This is a genomic window from Crossiella cryophila (genome assembly GCF_014204915.1).
In the GTDB taxonomy this organism is placed as follows: domain Bacteria; phylum Actinomycetota; class Actinomycetes; order Mycobacteriales; family Pseudonocardiaceae; genus Crossiella; species Crossiella cryophila.
This window is the reverse complement of record NZ_JACHMH010000001.1, coordinates 8332399-8349917: the sequence shown is the minus strand read 5'-3', so window position 1 is coordinate 8349917 and position 17519 is coordinate 8332399. Positions and strand designations below refer to the sequence as shown.

15 protein-coding genes are annotated in these 17519 nt (G+C 71.9%); 5 read left to right on the top strand and 10 right to left on the bottom strand.

The window, feature by feature from the left end:
• The first annotated feature begins 20 nt into the window (after positions 1-20).
• Positions 21-422 carry a VOC family protein gene (locus HNR67_RS35820; RefSeq protein ID WP_185007230.1) on the top strand — a complete coding sequence of 134 codons (402 nt, stop codon included), beginning with the start codon at positions 21-23 and terminating at the stop codon, positions 420-422.
• Between the two features lie 73 nt (positions 423-495).
• Here HNR67_RS35820 and HNR67_RS35815 read toward each other — a convergent pair whose 3' ends face one another.
• Together HNR67_RS35815 and HNR67_RS35810 are read right to left on the bottom strand one after the other, a co-directional pair.
• Positions 496-969, bottom strand: coding sequence for a hypothetical protein (locus HNR67_RS35815; protein ID WP_185007228.1), 474 nt, complete (start codon positions 967-969; stop codon positions 496-498).
• Positions 970-1155: 186 nt separating this feature from the next.
• A complete protein-coding gene (locus tag HNR67_RS35810; protein ID WP_185007226.1) occupies positions 1156-2439 on the bottom strand; it encodes a nitric oxide synthase oxygenase in 1284 nt (427 codons plus the stop codon).
• 154 nt (positions 2440-2593) lie between these two features.
• Between HNR67_RS35810 and HNR67_RS35805 the strand changes: the two genes are divergently transcribed.
• Positions 2594-4282 carry a hypothetical protein gene (locus HNR67_RS35805; protein ID WP_185007224.1) on the top strand — a complete coding sequence of 563 codons (1689 nt, stop codon included), beginning with the start codon at positions 2594-2596 and terminating at the stop codon, positions 4280-4282.
• Here the strand turns inward: HNR67_RS35805 and HNR67_RS35800 are convergent.
• The 7 genes from HNR67_RS35800 to HNR67_RS35770 form a co-directional block, all read right to left on the bottom strand.
• Positions 4257-4970: a hypothetical protein gene (locus HNR67_RS35800; RefSeq protein ID WP_185007222.1), complete on the bottom strand. Its 714-nt coding sequence runs from the start codon at positions 4968-4970 to the stop codon at positions 4257-4259. The two genes, HNR67_RS35805 and HNR67_RS35800, sit on opposite strands and share 26 nt — an antisense overlap.
• A gap of 396 nt (positions 4971-5366) precedes the next feature.
• On the bottom strand, positions 5367-6668 hold the full coding sequence (locus HNR67_RS35795; protein WP_221490166.1) for an MFS transporter: 1302 nt from the start codon (positions 6666-6668) through the stop codon (positions 5367-5369).
• 42 nt (positions 6669-6710) lie between these two features.
• Positions 6711-7916: an alpha/beta fold hydrolase gene (locus HNR67_RS35790; RefSeq protein ID WP_185007220.1), complete on the bottom strand. Its 1206-nt coding sequence runs from the start codon at positions 7914-7916 to the stop codon at positions 6711-6713.
• A gap of 43 nt (positions 7917-7959) precedes the next feature.
• Positions 7960-8349: a septal ring lytic transglycosylase RlpA family protein gene (locus tag HNR67_RS35785; RefSeq protein ID WP_185007218.1), complete on the bottom strand. Its 390-nt coding sequence runs from the start codon at positions 8347-8349 to the stop codon at positions 7960-7962.
• A 61-nt stretch (positions 8350-8410) separates the two neighbouring features.
• Positions 8411-9319, bottom strand: a complete 909-nt coding sequence (locus tag HNR67_RS35780; protein WP_185007216.1) for a LysR family transcriptional regulator — start codon at positions 9317-9319, stop codon at positions 8411-8413.
• 24 nt (positions 9320-9343) lie between these two features.
• Complete coding sequence (locus tag HNR67_RS35775) at positions 9344-10306, bottom strand: hypothetical protein (RefSeq protein ID WP_185007214.1); 963 nt, start codon at positions 10304-10306, stop codon at positions 9344-9346.
• 110 nt (positions 10307-10416) lie between these two features.
• The gene (locus HNR67_RS35770; RefSeq protein WP_185007212.1) at positions 10417-11094 is read right to left on the bottom strand and encodes a biliverdin-producing heme oxygenase; all 678 of its coding nucleotides are present in this window, start codon (positions 11092-11094) and stop codon (positions 10417-10419) included.
• 257 nt (positions 11095-11351) lie between these two features.
• On the opposite strand from HNR67_RS35770, the gene HNR67_RS35765 reads away from it, so the two are divergent.
• Positions 11352-11945, top strand: a complete 594-nt coding sequence (locus HNR67_RS35765; protein WP_185007210.1) for a dihydrofolate reductase family protein — start codon at positions 11352-11354, stop codon at positions 11943-11945.
• On the opposite strand, the gene HNR67_RS35760 is transcribed toward HNR67_RS35765, so the two are convergent.
• Complete coding sequence (locus HNR67_RS35760; RefSeq protein ID WP_185007208.1) at positions 11942-12574, bottom strand: TetR/AcrR family transcriptional regulator; 633 nt, start codon at positions 12572-12574, stop codon at positions 11942-11944. The two genes, HNR67_RS35765 and HNR67_RS35760, sit on opposite strands and share 4 nt — an antisense overlap.
• 109 nt (positions 12575-12683) lie before the next feature.
• Here HNR67_RS35760 and thrS point away from each other — a divergent pair, with 109 nt between their 5' ends.
• Positions 12684-14747 carry a threonine--tRNA ligase gene (gene thrS / locus HNR67_RS35755; protein WP_185007206.1) on the top strand — a complete coding sequence of 688 codons (2064 nt, stop codon included), beginning with the start codon at positions 12684-12686 and terminating at the stop codon, positions 14745-14747.
• A gap of 271 nt (positions 14748-15018) precedes the next feature.
• Positions 15019-17517, top strand: a complete 2499-nt coding sequence (locus tag HNR67_RS35750) for a PEP/pyruvate-binding domain-containing protein (RefSeq protein WP_185007204.1) — start codon at positions 15019-15021, stop codon at positions 17515-17517.
• Positions 17518-17519 lie beyond the last annotated feature (2 nt).

Genomic DNA, 17519 nt, shown 5'->3' with positions numbered 1-17519 from the left:
CAAATCAGGAGAATCCCGCCATGCGCATGATCTTCATCAACCTGCCGGTCAAGGACGTCGCCGCCGCCCGCGACTTCTACACCAAGCTCGGTTTCACCGCCAACGAGCAGTTCTCCGACGAGACCGCCGTCTCGATGATGGTGGAGCAGAACATCACGGTGATCCTGCTCGGCGAGGACAAGTTCAAGGACTTCATCAAGGGCGAGATCGCCGACCCGGACACCACCGAGGTGCTCAACTGTCTGTCCGCGGACAGTCGCGCGGAGGTGGACGAGCTGGTCGCGGCCGCGCTGGCCGCCGGTGGCCAGGAGTGGAAGCCGTTCCAGGACCACGGTTTCATGTACGGCGGCAGCTTCCGCGACCTGGACGGGCACGTGTGGGAGGTCATGCACATGGACCCGGCCGCCGTGGCCCAGGGCTGAGTCGGACCGAGCTGATCACAACGGAGACGACGGCCGCCCGCGCACCCCAGGTGTGCGGGCGGCCGTCGCGGCATCACGGGTTCGCGATGGTCACCGTGACCGCGGCCGGGGTCAGCTTGTCCTTGCCGACGCCGCCGGACTCGTAGTAGACGTAGCCGTCGAAGGTGGAGTAGCCGGTGCTGCCGGCCTTGGCCTTGTAGGTGGCCTGGATGGAGCGGCTTTCCCCTGGCAGCACGGGGGTGCTGTCCGCGACGACCGCGTTGTTGACGCCCGAGGGCGTGCAGCCGAGGCAGGATTCCAGGGTCCACTCACCCCCGTTGACCGCCGGGTGGATGCCCTGCCACAGGAAGATCACCGGCGTGCTCTCCGGGTTGGTGAAGGTCGCGGTGAGCACGAAGGACTCCTCCGGGGCGACCGTGGTCTTGCTGGCGGTGTACACGGCGGGATCGGCCGCGGCGAAGGCGGTTCCGGTGGGCAGCAACAGGCCGAGGACCCCGGCCAGGGCGACGAGGACTCCGGACAGCACCGCGCGGGCACGAGCGGACACAGCTCACCTCACATGACGTTGGCGCACAAGGGAAACAGCGGGGCGATCGCCGCAGCGGACACTATCCGGAGCCTCGCCACAAAACAACGCATGGTGATTGGGTGACCACTGTCCGTATCAGTGGATCTTCCGCGTTCGGCGGCCACCGCCGGGGCCGACCGGGGTAGTCGCCGCCGCCGGATGGGCTCAGCCGCCGACGGGAACCGGCCTGCGCAGCCAACTCCACACGTCCGGCGCAATGCCCGCGGTATGCGGCCTGGTCGCGAAGTGTTCGGGGGTGCCAAGCTGACCCCGCCGGGCCGCCTCGTCGTCCAGCGTGAACTCCGGGCGCAGGTGCGCGGAGTCGTAGTAGCGGTGGAAGACCGGGGTGAGCGAGCCGGACATGGGCGGCACGATCCAGCTCCAGTCCGCCGGGCAGCTCCGCCCCGCCTTCTCCTCCTTGGCGATGTGGGTCAGGAACCGCTGCGACTCGGTGTGGTGGTCGCTGATGGCGACCCCGGCGACCTGGTAGGAGTGCAGCACCGCCCGGTTGATCTCCACCAGGGCCCGGTCCCGCCACAGGGTGGCCTCCGAGCTGGTGTCCAGGCGCATCCGCTCGGCGATCTCCGGCAGCGCGTCGTAGCGGCCGGTGTCGCCGAGGTTGCGGGCGCCGATCTCGGTGCCCATGTACCAGCCGTTGAACGGGGCCGCCGGGTAGGCGACGCCGCCGATGGACAGGGTCATGTTGCTGATCGCCGGGACCGCGTGCCAGCGCAGGCCGAGTTCGCCGAACCAGGGCAGGTCGGGGTGGGTCAGCGGCACCTCCACCCGCACGTCGGCAGGCAGGTCGAACAGCCTCGGGCCGTCCGCGGCGGTCTCCACCACCAGGGGCAGCAGGTCGAACGGGCCGCGCGGCAGCGGCCGCTCCCAGCCCATCCGCAGCACCTGGGCGGTGAACCCGGTGTAGCGCGGGTCGCCGAGCACGGTGCCGTCGCCGACCGGGTAACCGGCGTAGCGCAGCAGTTGCTCGTTCCAGATCCGCGGCGCGGGCCTGCCGGGCAGGTCGGGGGCGAACACGGTGATGGTGGGCCGCACCCGGCCGTCGTTGTGCGCCACCCGCAGGTGCTCGAAGCACTGCGCGGCGATCTCGGCGGCACTGTGCACCGCGCGCAGGTCGCGGACCTTCATGCTGCGCCAGTACAACCGGCCGATGCAGCGCGCGCTGTTGCGCCAGGCCACCCGCGCGCCGAAGGCCAGTTCCGCGCTGGAGTGCTGGTAGCCGCCGGTCAGCTCGATCTCCGCGCGTACCCAGCGGACCCGGGTCTCCACCTCGCCCGCGTCGGGGTTCTCCGCGTGGAACAGGCGCAGGAACTCCTCGGCCTCGTCCGGATCCACGCTCGGCGCGACGGGGGTCTCGGGTGGCTCGACGGCCAGGTGTGCCGGGCGCGCCCAGGGCTCGCCGGGACCGGTCGAACTGGCGGAGGAGAACATTGTGCTCAACCTAGTCGTGCTCGATCACCCGTTCGAGGAGCGGGGTGGCGTTGTCGGGCAGCGGCAGTTCTGCGGCGATGAGCGGCTTGAGTGTTGCGTTCGCCACTCTCGTGTGACATGCAGAGGGTGAGCGCACGAGTGGGGAGAGCTGCGGGTGAGCGATGAGCAGGCCGCCGGGGACACCAACCACGAGCTGAGCGGCACGGTGGGCGGAAACGCCTGGCAGATCAGGGATGTGCACGGCGACATCCACCTCGGGCCGGGCACACCGCCGCCGAGGGTGCCCAGGCAACTGCCCGGGATCGCCGGTCACCTGGTCGGCCGGGACCGGGAGCTGGCGGCGCTGAGCGGGGTGCGCGCGGCGGGGGCACGGGTGGCGGTGGTCTCGGGCGTGCAGGACGCGCCGGGGGTGGGGCGGTCCGCGCTGGCGCTGCACTGGGCGCACCAGGCCGCCGCGGCGTTCCCGGACGGCTGTCTGTACGCGGACCTGCGGGGTTCGGCGGACGCGCCACCGGTGCGGGCCGAGCACGTGGTGCACCGGTTCCTGGAGGCATTCGGCGTCGAGCGGATCCCACCGGACAGCGACTCCCGGCTGGGCCTGTACCGCGAACTGGTGGCCGACCGGCGGATCCTGGTGGTCCTGGACGACGCCCGCGACGCCGACCAGGTCCGCCCGCTGCTGCCCACCGGCCCGGCCGCGTTCGCCGTGGTCACCGCCCGCCGCGCACTGCCCGCCCTCTACGCCACCGACGGCGCCCGGCCCCTGGTCCTGGACACCCTCGACGCCGCGGCCGCCCGCGAACTGCTCGCCCCCTACCTGGGCGCCGACCGCCTGGCCGCCGAACCGGTCGACGAGCTGGCCCTGCTGTGCGGCCGCCTGCCCGCCGCCCTGCACCTGCTCGGCCCCTACGCCGCCGCCATGCCCCTGGACACCCTCACCGCCGGCCTGGAGGAACGCCTCGGCCTGTCCCGCATCCCGGACCTGGCGGGCAAGCTGGCCGCGGTCCAGGAGTGGCAGCGCCAAGTGTCCACTGCGGACAGTCGACCGAGGATTTCCCTGGCCAGGGCGCACAACCCGGCGCTGCTGCCGATCGCCGCGGTCGCCATGTCCGCCACCACCGTCGCGGTCTGGACCGACACCCTCGGCATCGCCACCCTCCTGGCCGTGCTCTACCTGGCCGCCCGGTTCACCCTGCTCGGCCTGGGCCTGACCTGGTTCCGCCGCGACGGCGACCGGGCGTCCCTGGGTCTGGGCCTGGTCGCGGGCAGCGCCCTGGGCTCGGTGGCCGACGCGCTGACCTCCATCCACGCCCGCGGCGACATCCTCGGCTGGCTCCAGTTCCTGGCCGTGGTCGCGTTCGTCGCGCTACTGATCCTGCGGCTGGCCCCGCTGCCCCGCCCGCACCGACCACCGCTGCTGCCACCGAGCCGCCGCCCCCTGGCCTACGGCGTGATCATCGCCCTGGCCGCCCAGTTCATCCTGCTGTTCGTCGGCATTCCCAGCGCCTACAGCACCGCCAGCCTCATCGCCCGCGCAGGTGCGCTCGGCGCGCTGGCCCCCTTCGCCGCACTCGGCGGGCTGTGCCTGCTGGTCGCGCTGACCACGGTCACCGGCCCGCGCCTGCGTGCCTTCGTCCCCGCGGCGCTGCTGGCGTTCGCGGTGCCGGAGTTGTTCCTGTTCCTGGGTTCGCTGCTGCTGGGCGCCAACTTCACCTACGTGGGTGCTTCGGTGGCGGTGCTCGGCGGCGGCGCGACCCTGTTCACCCTGTTCCAGTCCGCCGCCCTGGCCGCGCTGACCGGGTGCACCCTGCTGCTGCTCAGAACGGCCAGTCCGCGCCGCTGAACCCGGCCAGCCCGGCGAGCTGCTCGGCCCCCGGCCAGCCCGAGTCGATCACCAGCTGGCGCACCGAGCGCGGCGGGTCGGCGCGCAGGTGCAGGCTGCGGTTGAGCCGGATCTCGAAGGTGTCCAGGTCCAGCACCGGCGTCCGCCGCCCCGCGCCGGGCCGTCCGAGGGGTTCGGTGACGATGCCGAACACCGGTGAACCGCCCAGCAGCCACAGTTCGGGGGCGAGGTCGGCGGCCGCGGCGGAGAAGGCGAAACCGCCGTTCCAGGGCCCGGTGCAGGTGATGTCCAGGCGCAGCCAGGGTTCGATCACCTCGCCGGTGTCCGGGTCGTGGTGCACGCCGTCCTCGGTGACCGCGCCGACCGGGGCGGCACACCAGCGGACCCGGCCGTCGAGGTTCTCGGCCAGCCAGAACCCGCCCTCGCGGTGCAGCAGGGAGATCAGCCGGGACAGCGGTTCGCCGGTGGTGGCCCGCCGCCAGTCCGCTTCGTCCACGACCAGGAACGGCACCATCACCGCGGATCCGTCCTCGTCCTCGGGCGCGGATGGGCGGCCGGCCGGACACTGCCCGGCGAGCCTGCCGAGCACCGGGGAGATGCCGCGGATCGCGGCGGTGCCGGCCCGCAGGGTGGCGATGTAGTCCAGGCGTTCGGCCGCGGTGGACAACCGGGGTGGCTCGCTGGTCATCGGCCCTCCGGAATCCCGCGATCACGGACAGTATCCGTCGGGATCCACTGGGCGGCCATCCCCCAATCGCGGTGGGTCGCAGGCTGGGCAGCGCCCCGCCAAGGACCCACCGGCGTGTTGGCCGATGTCGTACACAGTGTTGGCCGAACTGGTACGCCATCCGGCCAACACATCGCCCACAACGGCCAACACCCTGTACGAGAATGGCCAACACGCCGCCCACATCGGCCAACACGCCGCCCACATCGGCCAACACGCCGTCCGCATCGGCCAAGACACCGTCCAGTTCGGCCAACACACCGTCCGGAACGGCCAACACGCCGTCCGGAACGGCCAACACGCCGTCCAGTTCGGCCAACACACCGTACGAGAACGGCCAACACGGTGGTGGGGGGCTTAGTCCGGGGTGGTTGTGGCTTGGCGGCGGGTGGCTTCGCGGAGGACGTGTTCGTCGGTGCGGGCGTCGTAGTGGCGGAACGCGGGTAGCCAGGCGGCCAGGGCCGCGACCCCGGCCGTGCAGAGCAGGCCGCCGCTGACGATGGCGGCGGGCACGCCGGTCCACTGGGCCATCAGCCCGGCCCTGGCGTTGCCCAGCATCGGGCCCGCCGAGTACGAGAGCAGTTCGATGCCGGCCAGGCGGCCGCGTAGTTCGTCGGGGATGGACTGGTTCCAGATGACCGAGCGGAACAAGCCGCTGATCATGTCGAACACCCCGGCCAGGACCAGGCAGACCAGGACCAGCCACAGACTGGTGGTCAGCCCGGCCACCGCCATCACCGCGCCCCAGGCCGCGGCGGCGAGGATGACGGCCATGCCGTGTCGGTGCACCTTGTGCGTCCAGCCCGAGGTCAGCGCGGCCAGCAACGCGCCCACCGCGCCCGCGGAGTACATCAGGCCCAGTGCCCAGGGTGCCTGCAGGCGGTCCACCAGGAACGGGAACAGCGCCTGGGGCATGGCCATGGCCATCGCGACGATGTCGACCAGGTAGGTGCCTGCCAGGTCGGGGCGGGTGGCGGCGTAGCGGATGCCGGTGGCGATGCTGCGCAGGCCCGCGGCCTCGGCCTTCTCCGTCGGCGGGGAGGGGCGCATGCGCAGGAGCAGCAGCAGGGACAGGCCGAAGGTGAGCACGTCCAGGAAGTAGGCCCACTGGAAGCCGGCGAACTGGACCAGCAGACCGCCCATGGCCGGTCCGGCGATGGCGCCGAAGTTCCAGCGCAGCGAGTTGAGCGCGCCGGCGGAGGCCATCATCGAATGCGGCAGGTAGCGCGGGACCAGGCCGTCCAGGCTGGGGCGTTGCAACGCGTCGAAGGAGGCCACGCCCGCCGCGACCACGTAGAGCACCCAGACCTGCGGGGTGGGCAGCATCGAGTTGAGCAGCAGACCGCCGGTGCAGACCATCAGGCCGACCTCGCACCAGATGACGATCTTGCGCCGGTCCAGGGCGTCGGCCAGCGCGCCGCCGTAGAGGCCGCACAGGATCATTGGGATGAACTCCGCGAGGGCGACCAGGCCGACCGCGGCCGGGGAGCCGGTGAGTTCCTTCATCTGGATCGGGACCGCGATGAAGGTGACGTAGCTGCCGAACATGGTGATCGCGCCCGAGAACGTCAGGTACCGGTAGTCCCTGGACACGCGCAGGGGGCTGAAGTCCATGCGCAGTGCGGCGATGCGGGCTCGCCAGCCGGATTGTTCGGACACGAGCGGTCATGGTCGGCCGTGCCAGGGGATCGCGCCACCCAATTACCAGGGCAGGGTGAGCCGGGCGTGCAACATCAACTCGAGTGCGCGGCTGCGCGCCGGGCGGGGGATCGAGCCGAACCGGCCGGCCATCGCGGGCAGTCGCCGGTGCGCGCCACCGGCGACCGCGGCGGCGGCCAGCAGCGCGGCCGAGGGATGGGAGTCCAGGATGCTGTGGCCGATTCCGTTGAACGGCAACAGGATCCCGTCCGGGACCAGGTCGGCGATCTGGGCCGCGATGACCCTGGGGGTGCGCACGTCGCGTTCGCCGGAGAGCACCGCGACCGGCCAGTCGAAGCCGGGCAGTTCGGCAGGCAGGTCGAAGGGCTCGCCGGTGAAGGGCGGGAAGTCCTTGGCGCGCTTGGCGAAGGACAGGTTGACATCCAGTGGGCGGCCGTCGGGTTCGGGGGCGTAGCCGAGTTCGCGGAAGGCGATCGCGCCGACGAGGTCGAACTCCATGACACACGGCTGGTTCTGGCTGATCTCCCGGTTGCCGAGCCCGTGCAGCCAGCGCCACAGCCGGTTCCCGTGCCCGGCGGCGATCCGTTCCAGCAGTCGCCGGACCAGCCGGGGGCCGCCGTACTCGTGCACCAGCTGGATGACGTCACCGGTTTCCGCGGCGTTCAGCCTGCCCGCCTCGACCAGCTCGCGCAGCAGGCGTGCGGCGGGCGCGGTGGCCGGGTCCGCGCCGTCGAGGTAGTGGCGGCGCAGTTCGGCGCGCTGCACCCGGCCGTCGTGCGCGGTGAGCATCGGCGAGTCCAGGACCATCCCGGCGATCCGGTGCGGATGCCGGACGCCGAGGCCCTGGGCCAGGTAGGTGCCGTAGGAGCAGCCGTAGACGACCACCCGATCGATACCGAGGTCGTCGAGCACGGCGGCGAGGTCGTCCACCACCTGGGTGACCGTCAGGGCCGCCGGGGGCAGGTCCTGGCCGTGCTCGTCGGTGCGGGACAGGCCGACGCCGCGGTGTTCGACCATCAGCACGTCCAGGCCGCGCGCGGTGGCGATGGCGCGATGCCCGACGTAGGGCAGCACCGAGGCCAGGCCTGGACCGCCGGGCAGGATCAGGATCGGTGGCAGGGCGGTGGACATCGGGTCCGCCCGGACGTGGCTGAGCGCGAATCCGGCGGGACCGCCGGGTGTCACCGGTCTGCGCGTGGTGCGCACCCCCGGCATGATCCGCAGGCTCTCCGCGAGTTCCGTCGTCACCACCCCCTGCCCCGACCATACCGAGTAGCGAGGCAGTGATGTGTCAGTTGAGCCGTTCGACGCGCACCGGCAACACTCCGGCCGACTGCGGGGCCAGTGCGCCGAAGGCGGCCCAGGTGAGGTTCACGCAGCGTTCCGGGTGGGCCTCGGCGTTGGGGCTGAAGTCGTTGACCCGCACTTCCACCGACTTCCCGGTGCCGGTCCAGGTGACCCGCAGCAGCGTGTTGTGGCCCCAGTCGCGGGCCCCGGTGGTCATGGCCAGCCGGTCGAACCGCTCGCCGTAGGCGGTCATCCGATCGGGTTGACCTTCCACGCCGTACCAGGACGCCTTGCAGTCCAGGACCGGCGGCCCTGACGGGTCGGCGGCGGCCACCCCGGGGCCTGCGAGCAGCAGGGTGGTGGCGGCGAGGAGCGGGAACAGGCGGCGTGGCATGGGTTTTCCTCCGAGCTGACCGTCCACCGTGGACGGTCACCCCAGAGTAGTCGATCTTGATTCAGCCGAGTCCCTCGGCGGTGCGGCGCAGTTCGGCCAGGGTCGCCTCGACCAGCGGCCGGGCCTCGGAGCCGCGCCGGATGGCGGCGAAGACCCGGCGCACCGGGGCGGGCGCGACCAGTGGCCGGGTGACCGCGCCGGTCAGCCGCACCCCGTACAGCGCGGTCCGCGGCACCAGCGCGACCCCGGCCCCGGCGCCGGCGAGTGCGGCGGTGGCGCGGAAATCGGCGGAGTAGTGCGCGATCCGCGGTGTGATCCCGGCGTGCTCGCAGGCCAGCCGGACCACGTCGTAGACCGGGTTGCCCGGAGAAGGGCTGATCCAGTCCTCGCCGGCCAGTTCGGCCAGTGGGACCTCGGCGGCCTCGGCCAGGGGGTGCGCGGCGGAGAGCACCGCGTCGAAGGGTTCGGCGTAGAGCGCGACCCTGGCCACCCGTTCGTCGTCCTCCCGGGGCGCGCCGCGGTACTCCACCGCGACGGCCAGGTCGACGCCGCCGTCCATCAGCATCGGCAGGCTCTCGTGGCCCTCGGCGTCACGCACCCGCACCACCACGCCGGGCGCGCGTTCGCGCAGCGCGGCGATGGTGGGCGCGACCAGCAGGCCGATCGCGCTGGCGAAGGCGGCCACCACGATCTCGCCGTGCTGCCCGCTGGCGTGCGCGGCCAGCGCGGCCTCGGCGCGTTCGAGTTCGGCCAGGATCGTGTTGGTGTGACTGAGCAACAGCTTGCCGGCGGCGGTGAGCTGCACCCGCCTGCCGCGGCGCTCCAGCAGGGGCTGACCGACCTCGGTCTCCAGCGCGGCCAGGTGCTGGGAGACCGCGGACGGCGTCACGTACAACGCGTCCGCGGCCGCCGTCACCGTGCCGTGGTCGGCCAGCGCCCGCAGCATCCGCAGGCGGCGCAGGTCGAGCACGACCTCAGCCCTGTCCGGGACAGGTCACTCGCAGACCTTCCAGCCCGCTTCCTCCTTGACCAGGGACAGCGACTGCTTCGCGGGGGCCTGGCCGGAGGCGTTGAGGTCGATCATGGCGATCCCGGTGGCCGGCATGGCCATCACCTTGGCCACGGTGAGCGTGGCGTCCGGCACGTGCTTGACCACCTTGCCCTCGGCCTTGTTCTTGGTCAGCTTCTCCACCATCTTCGCGCAGGTGTAGGGCGCGTACTCGGAGACAGGGGCCTTGCCGCCGGAGCGCAGGTCGCTCTGCCACGCGCCGGCGAACCCGGCCGCCGCCGCCCGGACCGCGGGCGCCTCGGCGCCGGAGTCGCCGCCGCCGGTGTCACTGCCGCTGCCGCCGGTGGGCGCCACGCTGCCGCCGGTGGTCGGCCGCACCGAGCCGGTGGTCAGCTTGGGCCGCGAGGTGGCGGTCACGCTGGTCTCGCTGGTCTGCCCGGCCGCGGTGTTGGACGGGGTCGGGTCGTCGCCGGAGAAGGCGTAGATGCCGCCGATCACCGCGCCGGTCACGATGACCACCGCGGCCACCGCGATCCCGGCGATGAGGCCCTTGTTCGGCCCGCTCGGCGGCGTCGGCCCACCCGGGTAGCCCTGCTGATAGCCGCCGAACTGCTGGGTCTGCTGGTAGCCCTGGTTGTACGGGTCCTGGCCGTAACCCTGCTGCGGCTGCTGGCCGGGCTGGCCCCAGCCCTGCTGCTGCGGGTCGGGCTGGCCGTAACCCGGCTGCGGCTGACCCGGCTGCTGGGGCTGCTGGCCGAAGCCGGGCTGCGGACCGGTCTGCGGGTACCCGGGCGGCGGCTGCTGGCCCGGCTGCGGCTGACCCGGCTGCTGCTGCGGGTAGCCGGGCTGCTGCGGCGGCTGCTGCTGCCCCCAGCCCGGCTGGCCCGGCTGCTGGCCGTAGGGGTCGGGCTGGCCGTACGGGCCTGGCTGCTGGGGCGGGTAGGTCACCGAGTACTCCTGCGGAAAACGTGGGGGGCGAAAGCCACCACAGTCTGACGCAGAGCGGTGAGCCGTGTGGTCCGAACGGGTCAAAACCCGCCCGGACTCCACCGGAAGTGCTAGGCCACGAGGTATGCGGGCAGGTCGCGGCCCAGATCGTCGAAGACCTCGATGTTGTGCCGGTAGGCCACGATCGCCTCCTCGATCACCCTGCGCTGCTGCGCCGGGTCGAACGGGAGCAGGTCGAGCATCTCGCGGTAGCCGTCCTTGAACCGCTTGACGTTCTTGATCAGCGGGAAGGTGTAGGCCGACGCGCCGCGGTCGCCGGGCAGGTCGTAGGCGCGGATCACGCAGCGCTGGATGATCTGGCCGCCGGAGAGATCGCCCAGGTAGCGGGTGTAGTGGTGCGCGATGAACCCGCCGGGCCAGTCGAAGCAGACCGCGCGCATCCGGTCCAGGTAGCGCAGGGTGGCCGGGCTCGGGGTGATCCGGTCCTGCCAGTCCAGGCCGAGCAGGTAGGCCAGGTCCTCGGCCAGCGCGGGCGCGCGGTCGAGTTCCGGCAGCACAAAACGTCGCCCGATCGGGTCTGTTCGCATCACCTGCGCGGCCTGTTCGAGGACCGAGTAGGCGAAGTACTGCTGGGCGACCATCTCGGCGTACCCGGCGCGGCTGAGTTTGCCGGCCAGCATCGCGTCCACGTACGGGAGTTGTTGCGCCTGTGCGTGATCACCGCGGGTGCGGGCTCGCAACTCGGTGGAAAAACGCTGCGGTGCAACGGTTTCGCTGTTCTCGGACATGGTCAGTCTCCTCCTCGCCCGGACCCAGTGTGCGGCCGGAGCGGACGGGGGGTCAAGGGTTTCACGACAGGTTGTCAGAATATCCTGACGAGGTGTCAGAATCCCACCGTGTCTCACCAGGCTAAGTTAGGCTTACCTAAGTTGTCCAGGGCGCGAGCGGGTGTGCTCCAGGTCACTTCGGGGGTGGCGATGAGTTTCGGGTGGCCGCCCGGTCTCTCTTCCCGTAAGCCCGGTGGCGAGACAGAGGAGCGGGACCCATGCGCATCGTGGTCAGCGAGTTCATCAGCCTGGACGGCGTCGTGCAGGCCCCCGGCGGTCCGGAGGAGGACACCGACGGCGGCTTCGCGCACGGCGGCTGGTCCGGCCCGTTCTTCGACCCCGAGGTGGTCGGCGTCGCCTTCGACGAGGCGCTGCGGGATGCCGACGCGCTGTTGTTCGGCCGCCGCACCTGGAGTGTGATGGCCGGGGCCTGGCCGGAGCGGGCGGGCGATCCCTTCGCCGACCGGATGAACGCCATCCCCAAGCACGTCGTCTCCGCCACCCTCGGCGCGGCCGACCTGACCTGGCACAACACCAGCCTCATCCCGGGTGCGGCGGCCATCGACGGGATCAGGGAACTGCGGGAGAGCGAGGGCGGCAACCTGCTGATCATGGGCAGCCCGACCCTGGTGCGCGCGCTGATCAGTGCGGGCCTGGTCGACGAGCTGCGGCTGATCCTGATGCCGGTGCTGCTCGGCGGCGGCAAGTCGATCTTCCCGGCCGACGGCGGCAAGCGGCCGCTGGAACTGGTGTCCACGGTCAAGGGCGGCACCGGCGTGCAGGTGTGCGTGTTCCGCCCGGTCCAGGACTAGCGGCGGGGGAGTTTGCGGGGCTTGCCGCCGGGTCCCAGGCGCGCGCCGACCCCGCGCAGCACGAACCCGACGGTGTGTTCGGTGGCCTCGGCCAGGGCCGGTTCGTCCAGCCCGGCCAGGCTGCGGCCGCTCACACTGGCGGTGACCAGGGGCACCAGCGCGTCCAGCTCGGCCGAGGGCAGGTAGCCCTGGTCCATCCCGGCGGCCAGCACCCGGCGCAGCGTGGACTCCAGCTCGGTCACGTGATCGAGGACCCGGCTGCGGCCCTGTTCGGACAGCAGCGGCCGCAACGCCGAGCTGGGCGGCATGTGCCGGGTGGCGAAGACCCGGATGTGCAGCCGGACGTAGGTGGCCAGCTTGTCCACCGGGTTGTCCAGCTCGGCCAGTGCCGCGGTCAGCTCCCGCAGGTAACCGCCGGTCTCGTGCTCGGCGAAGGCCAGCAGCAGCGATTCCTTGTCCGGGAAGTAGTTGTACATCGCGGTGCGGCCCACCTCGGCGGCCGCGGCGACCTCGGCCAGGGTGATCGCGTCGTACCCGCGTTCGCCCGCCAGCCGGGCGAGCGCGGCGAAGATCCGCTCCCGGGTCTGCTCCCGGTGCTCGGCCAGTGAGCCACCGACGATCTTCGGCATACCGACCAGGATATGCCCGGCACAGGCCGGACCGGGGACGGCCGATAGCATCGAGGCTCCTCGGGCGTGCCGCGCCCGGTGCCTGACCTCGATGTCCTAGGAGTTCGTCGTGTCCCAAGCCAGTCCCGCGCCCGCCGTGCTCGCCTCGCGTGTGACGGTGCCAGCCGGGACTACCGCCGGCGCGGCCCTGCGCGAGGTGGAAGCCCCGAACAAGGGGGCCCAGGCCGTGGTCGTGGTCCGCGACCCCGAGGGCAACCTGCGCGACCTGTCCTGGGCCCCGTCGGTGGACACCGAGGTGGAGCCGGTCACCGCCGAGTCCGCGGACGGCCGCAGCGTGATCCGGCACTCCGCCGCGCACGTGCTGGCCCAGGCGGTGCAGGAACTCTTCCCCGAGGCCAAGCTGGGCATCGGCCCGCCGGTCAAGGACGGCTTCTACTACGACTTCGACGTGGCCCGCCCGTTCACCCCGGAGGATCTGACCGCGCTGGAGAAGCGCATGAAGCAGATCATCAAGGGCGCGCAGCGGTTCTCCCGCCGGGTGTTCGGCTCCCAGGACGAGGCCAAGGCGGAACTCGCGGCCGAGCCGTACAAGCTGGAACTCGTGGACATCAAGTCCGATGTGGACACCAGCGAGGTGATGGAGGTCGGCGGCGGCGAGCTGACCATCTACGACAACCTCGACCCGCGCAGCGGCGACCGGGTCTGGGCCGACCTGTGCCGCGGCCCGCACGTGCCCACCACCAAGTACATCCCGGCGTTCAAGCTGACCCGCTCGGCCGCCGCCTACTGGCGTGGCAGCGAGAAGAACCCGCAGCTGCAGCGGATCTACGGCACCGCGTGGGAGACCCAGGAGGCCCAGGACGGCTACCTGGAGCTGCTGGCCGAGGCCGAGCGCCGGGACCACCGCAAGCTGGGCGTGGAGCTGGACCTGTTCAGCTTCCCGGACGAGATCGGCTCCGGCCTTGCCGTGTTCCACCCGCGTGGCGGCGTGATCCGCAAGGCGATGGAGGACTACTCGCGGCAGCGGCACGAGGAGGAGGGCTACGAGTTCGTCTACAGCCCGCACATCACCAAGGGCGGGCTGTTCGAGACCTCCGGCCACCTGGACTGGTACCGCGACGGCATGTACCCGGCGATGCACCTGGACGCCGAGTACGACGAGGACGGCAAGCTGCGCAAGCCGGGCCAGGACTACTACCTCAAGCCGATGAACTGCCCCTTCCACGACCTGATCTTCCGGTCCAGGGGCCGTTCCTACCGCGAGCTGCCGCTGCGCATGTTCGAGTTCGGCACGGTCTACCGGTACGAGAAGTCCGGCGTGGTGCACGGCCTGACCAGGGTCCGCGGCATGACCCAGGACGACGCGCACATCTTCTGCACCCCCGACCAGGTGCAGGAGGAGCTGAAGTCCCTGCTCGCCTTCGTGCTCGGGCTGCTCCGCGACTACGGCATGGACGACTTCTACCTGGAGCTGTCCACCCGCAACGAGGAGAAGTACGTCGGCTCCGACGAGGTCTGGACCGCCGCCACCGAGGCGCTGCGCTCCGCCGCCGAGGACTCCGGCCTGGAACTGGTCCCTGACCCGGGCGGCGCCGCCTTCTACGGCCCGAAGATCTCCGTGCAGGTCAAGGACGCCCTGGGCCGCACCTGGCAGATGTCCACCATCCAGGTCGACTTCAACCTGCCCGAACGCTTCGAGCTGGAGTACACCGCCGGTGACGGCTCCCGCCAGCGCCCCGTGATGATCCACCGGGCCCTGTTCGGCAGCATCGAACGCTTCTTCGGCGTCCTCACCGAGCACTACGGCGGCGCTTTCCCGGCGTGGCTGGCCCCGACCCAGGTGGTCGGCATCCCCATCGCCGACGACCACGTCGAGCACCTCATGGGCGTGCAGAAGGCGTTGCGCGCCAAGGCCATCCGCGCCGAGGTCGACGCCAGCGACGACCGCATGCAGAAGAAGATCCGCAACCACACCACCCAGAAGGTCCCCTTCCTGCTCCTGGCCGGGGCCAAGGACGTGGAAGCGGGCGCGGTCTCCTTCCGCTTCCGCGACGGCACCCAGATCAACGGCGTCCCCACCGAACAGGCAGTGGACCTGATCGCCACCTGGATCGCCCGCCGCGAGAACACCAGCCCCACCGCGGACACCGTCACCCCCCTGCTCCCGCGGTAACCCCCCACAACGGCCAACCACCCGTACAACAACGGCCAACACACCGTCCCAGAACGGCCAACACTCGGTACCACAACGGCCAACACGCCGGCGGGGTCGAACCCCTCCCCGCGTGTTGGCCGTTGTCGTACGCCGTGTTGGCCGTTGTCGTACGGCACGTTGGCCGTTGTGGGCGGGTGGGGTGGCTTTTCGGGCTTCAGCCGAGCACTGCTCTTCGCGCTTAGGGGCGGAAAACCCGGCACCCGCATGCGTCGCCTGGCAACATATAGCCATGAGCGTTGGCTTGGTATTGCCGTTGGGTGCCGAACAGGCAGACCTGACGACCGCGGGCGGCAAGGGCGAATCCCTCTCCGCCCTGGTCAGAGCGGGCATCCCGGTCCCACCCGGCTTCCACATCACCACCACCGCCTACCGCGACTTCACCGCGGGCCCCCTGACCGCCCTGATCCACCAAGCCCTGACCACCGAGCCCGAGGACGCCTCAGCCACCATCGCCGCCGCCTTCGCCCGCGCCCCCTTCCCCGCGAGCACCGCCACCGCGATCCTGGCCGCCTACGCCGACCTCGGCAGCCCCGCCGTCGCCGTCCGCTCCTCGGCCACCGCCGAGGACCTCCCCGGCCTCTCCTTCGCCGGTCAGCAGGACTCCTTCCTCAACATCACCGGCGAGGAAGCCCTCCTGGACGCCGTGCGCCGCTGCTGGGCCTCGCTCTGGACCGCCCGCGCCATCGGCTACCGCGCCCGGCACGGCATCACCGGCGACCTCGCCCTGGCCGTGGTCGTCCAGGAACTCGTGCCCGCCGACTCCGCGGGCGTGCTCTTCACCGCCAACCCGATCACCGGCGCCCAGGACGAACTCGTGATCAACGCCGCCTGGGGGCTCGGCGAAGCCGTGGTCGGCGGCCAGGTCACCCCGGACACCTACGTGATCACCGACGACACCGTCACCACCCGCGAGGTCGCCGACAAGACCGTCCGCACCGTGCGCACGTCCAGGGGCACCCGCGACGAACCCGTGCCAACCGACCTGCGCTGGCTTCCCGTCCTCACCAACCCCCAGGCCCTGGAACTCGCCGCCCTCGGCCACCGGATCCACCAGCTCTACCGCCGCCCCACCGACATCGAATGGGCCTGGCACGACGGCCGCTTCGCCATCCTGCAGGCCCGCCCGATCACCACCGTGGTCCGCGAGACCTGGAACGACTCCCGGCTCGGCGACTACCTGTGGACCTCGGCCAACCTCGGCGAGGCCATCCCCAGCGTGATGACCCCGGCCACCTGGTCCCTGGTCCGCGCGGTCTCGGTCAGCTCCCTCGGCGGGCACCCGATGAACGGCAACATCGGCGGCCGCTTCTACCTCAACATCAGCCTCAGCCTCGGCCTGGCCGACGCGGTGGGCGCCGGCCGATTCCTGCGCCGCGCCAACGAGAACCTGTGGGGCCGCATCGGCGAGGACCTGCCCAGACTGCCCACCTCCCGGCTCACCCTGATCCGGCTGGCCCTGCGCACCGCCATCAGCGAACTCGGCACCGCCCGCACCCTGCGCCGCCGCCTGCCCGACCTGCTCGCCACCGGCCAGGAACGAAGCCGCGACCTGCGCGAACGCATCGGCAAAACCGACGAACCGGCCGAGCTGGCCCGGCTCTGGGACACCGAACTCGACCACGTACTGCGGGTGGACGCGCACCTGCTCTCCGCCGCCGCCCGCACCGTCGCCCTGGACCAGACCCGGGTCCGCACCCGCCTGGAGAAACTCGTCGACCCCGGCGAGGTGACCGCGCTGCTCAGCGGCGCGCACGGCGCGGGCGGCGACCTGGCCAGCCTCGGCCCGGTGCTCGGCCTGGCCGAACTGCGCGCCGGCCGGCTCGACCGGGACGCCTACGCCGCCGCCTGGGGCCACCGCGGCCCCGACGAGTTCGAGGTCTCGATCCCACGCCCCGCCGAAACCCCGGCCTGGATCGAGGCACAGCTCCGCACCCTCGGCACCGGCGAACAGGACCCCTCCACCCTGCTCGCCCGCCAGGCCCAGCTCCGCCAGGCCGCCTGGCACCGCCTCCAGACCCAGCATCCGAAGCAGGCCGCCAAGCTGTGGCCCAAGCTGGACCAGGCCGCCCGCGCCGCCCGCCGCCGGGAACAGGCCCGCTCCGAGTTCGCCCGGCTGTTCTGGATCTTCCGCGCCTTCCTGATCAGGGCCGGCGAACTGACCGGCCACGGCGACGACCTGTTCTACCTGGCCATCGAGGAGACCGTGCGCGTCCTGCACGGCGACCCCGCACCCCTGACCGCCGTCCCGGCCCGCCGCGCCGCACACGAGCACTACCGCGCCCTGCCGCTGTACCCGACCCTGCTGCGCGGCCACTTCGACCCGGACACCTGGGCCGCCGACCCACACCGCCGCACCGACCGCCACGACGCCACCGCCACCCCCGCGCCAGCCCCTGACGACCTGGTCCGCGGCTTCGGCGGCGTCGCGGGCGTGGTGGAGGGCCTGGTCCGGCTCCTGCACACGGTCGAGGACGGCGCCCGGCTGCAACCGGGGGAGATCCTGGTGACCACGGTGACCAACATCGGCTGGACCCCGCTGTTCCCGCGCGCCGCCGCCGTGGTCACCGACATCGGCGCCCCGCTCTCGCACGCCGCCATCGTCGCCCGCGAACTCGGCATCCCCGCCGTGGTGGGCTGCGGCGACGCCACCACCAGGCTGCGCACCGGGGACCGGGTCCGGGTCGACGGCGGCCAGGGCACGGTCACCGTGATCGACTCCGCCCCCTAGGA

Bases quoted from the DNA above. Each gene is read 5' to 3' on its own strand.
- HNR67_RS35820 (WP_185007230.1), top strand. From the start codon at position 21: ATGCGCATGATCTTCATCAACCTGCCGGTCAAGGACGTCGCCGCCGCC.
- HNR67_RS35810 (WP_185007226.1), bottom strand. From the start codon at position 2,439: ATGTTCTCCTCCGCCAGTTCGACCGGTCCCGGCGAGCCCTGGGCGCGC.
- HNR67_RS35760 (WP_185007208.1), bottom strand. From the start codon at position 12,574: ATGCCGAAGATCGTCGGTGGCTCACTGGCCGAGCACCGGGAGCAGACC.
- HNR67_RS35765 (WP_185007210.1), top strand. From the start codon at position 11,352: ATGCGCATCGTGGTCAGCGAGTTCATCAGCCTGGACGGCGTCGTGCAG.
- HNR67_RS35800 (WP_185007222.1), bottom strand. From the start codon at position 4,970: ATGACCAGCGAGCCACCCCGGTTGTCCACCGCGGCCGAACGCCTGGAC.
- HNR67_RS35785 (WP_185007218.1), bottom strand. From the start codon at position 8,349: ATGCCACGCCGCCTGTTCCCGCTCCTCGCCGCCACCACCCTGCTGCTC.
- HNR67_RS35770 (WP_185007212.1), bottom strand. From the start codon at position 11,094: ATGTCCGAGAACAGCGAAACCGTTGCACCGCAGCGTTTTTCCACCGAG.
- HNR67_RS35750 (WP_185007204.1), top strand. From the start codon at position 15,019: ATGAGCGTTGGCTTGGTATTGCCGTTGGGTGCCGAACAGGCAGACCTG.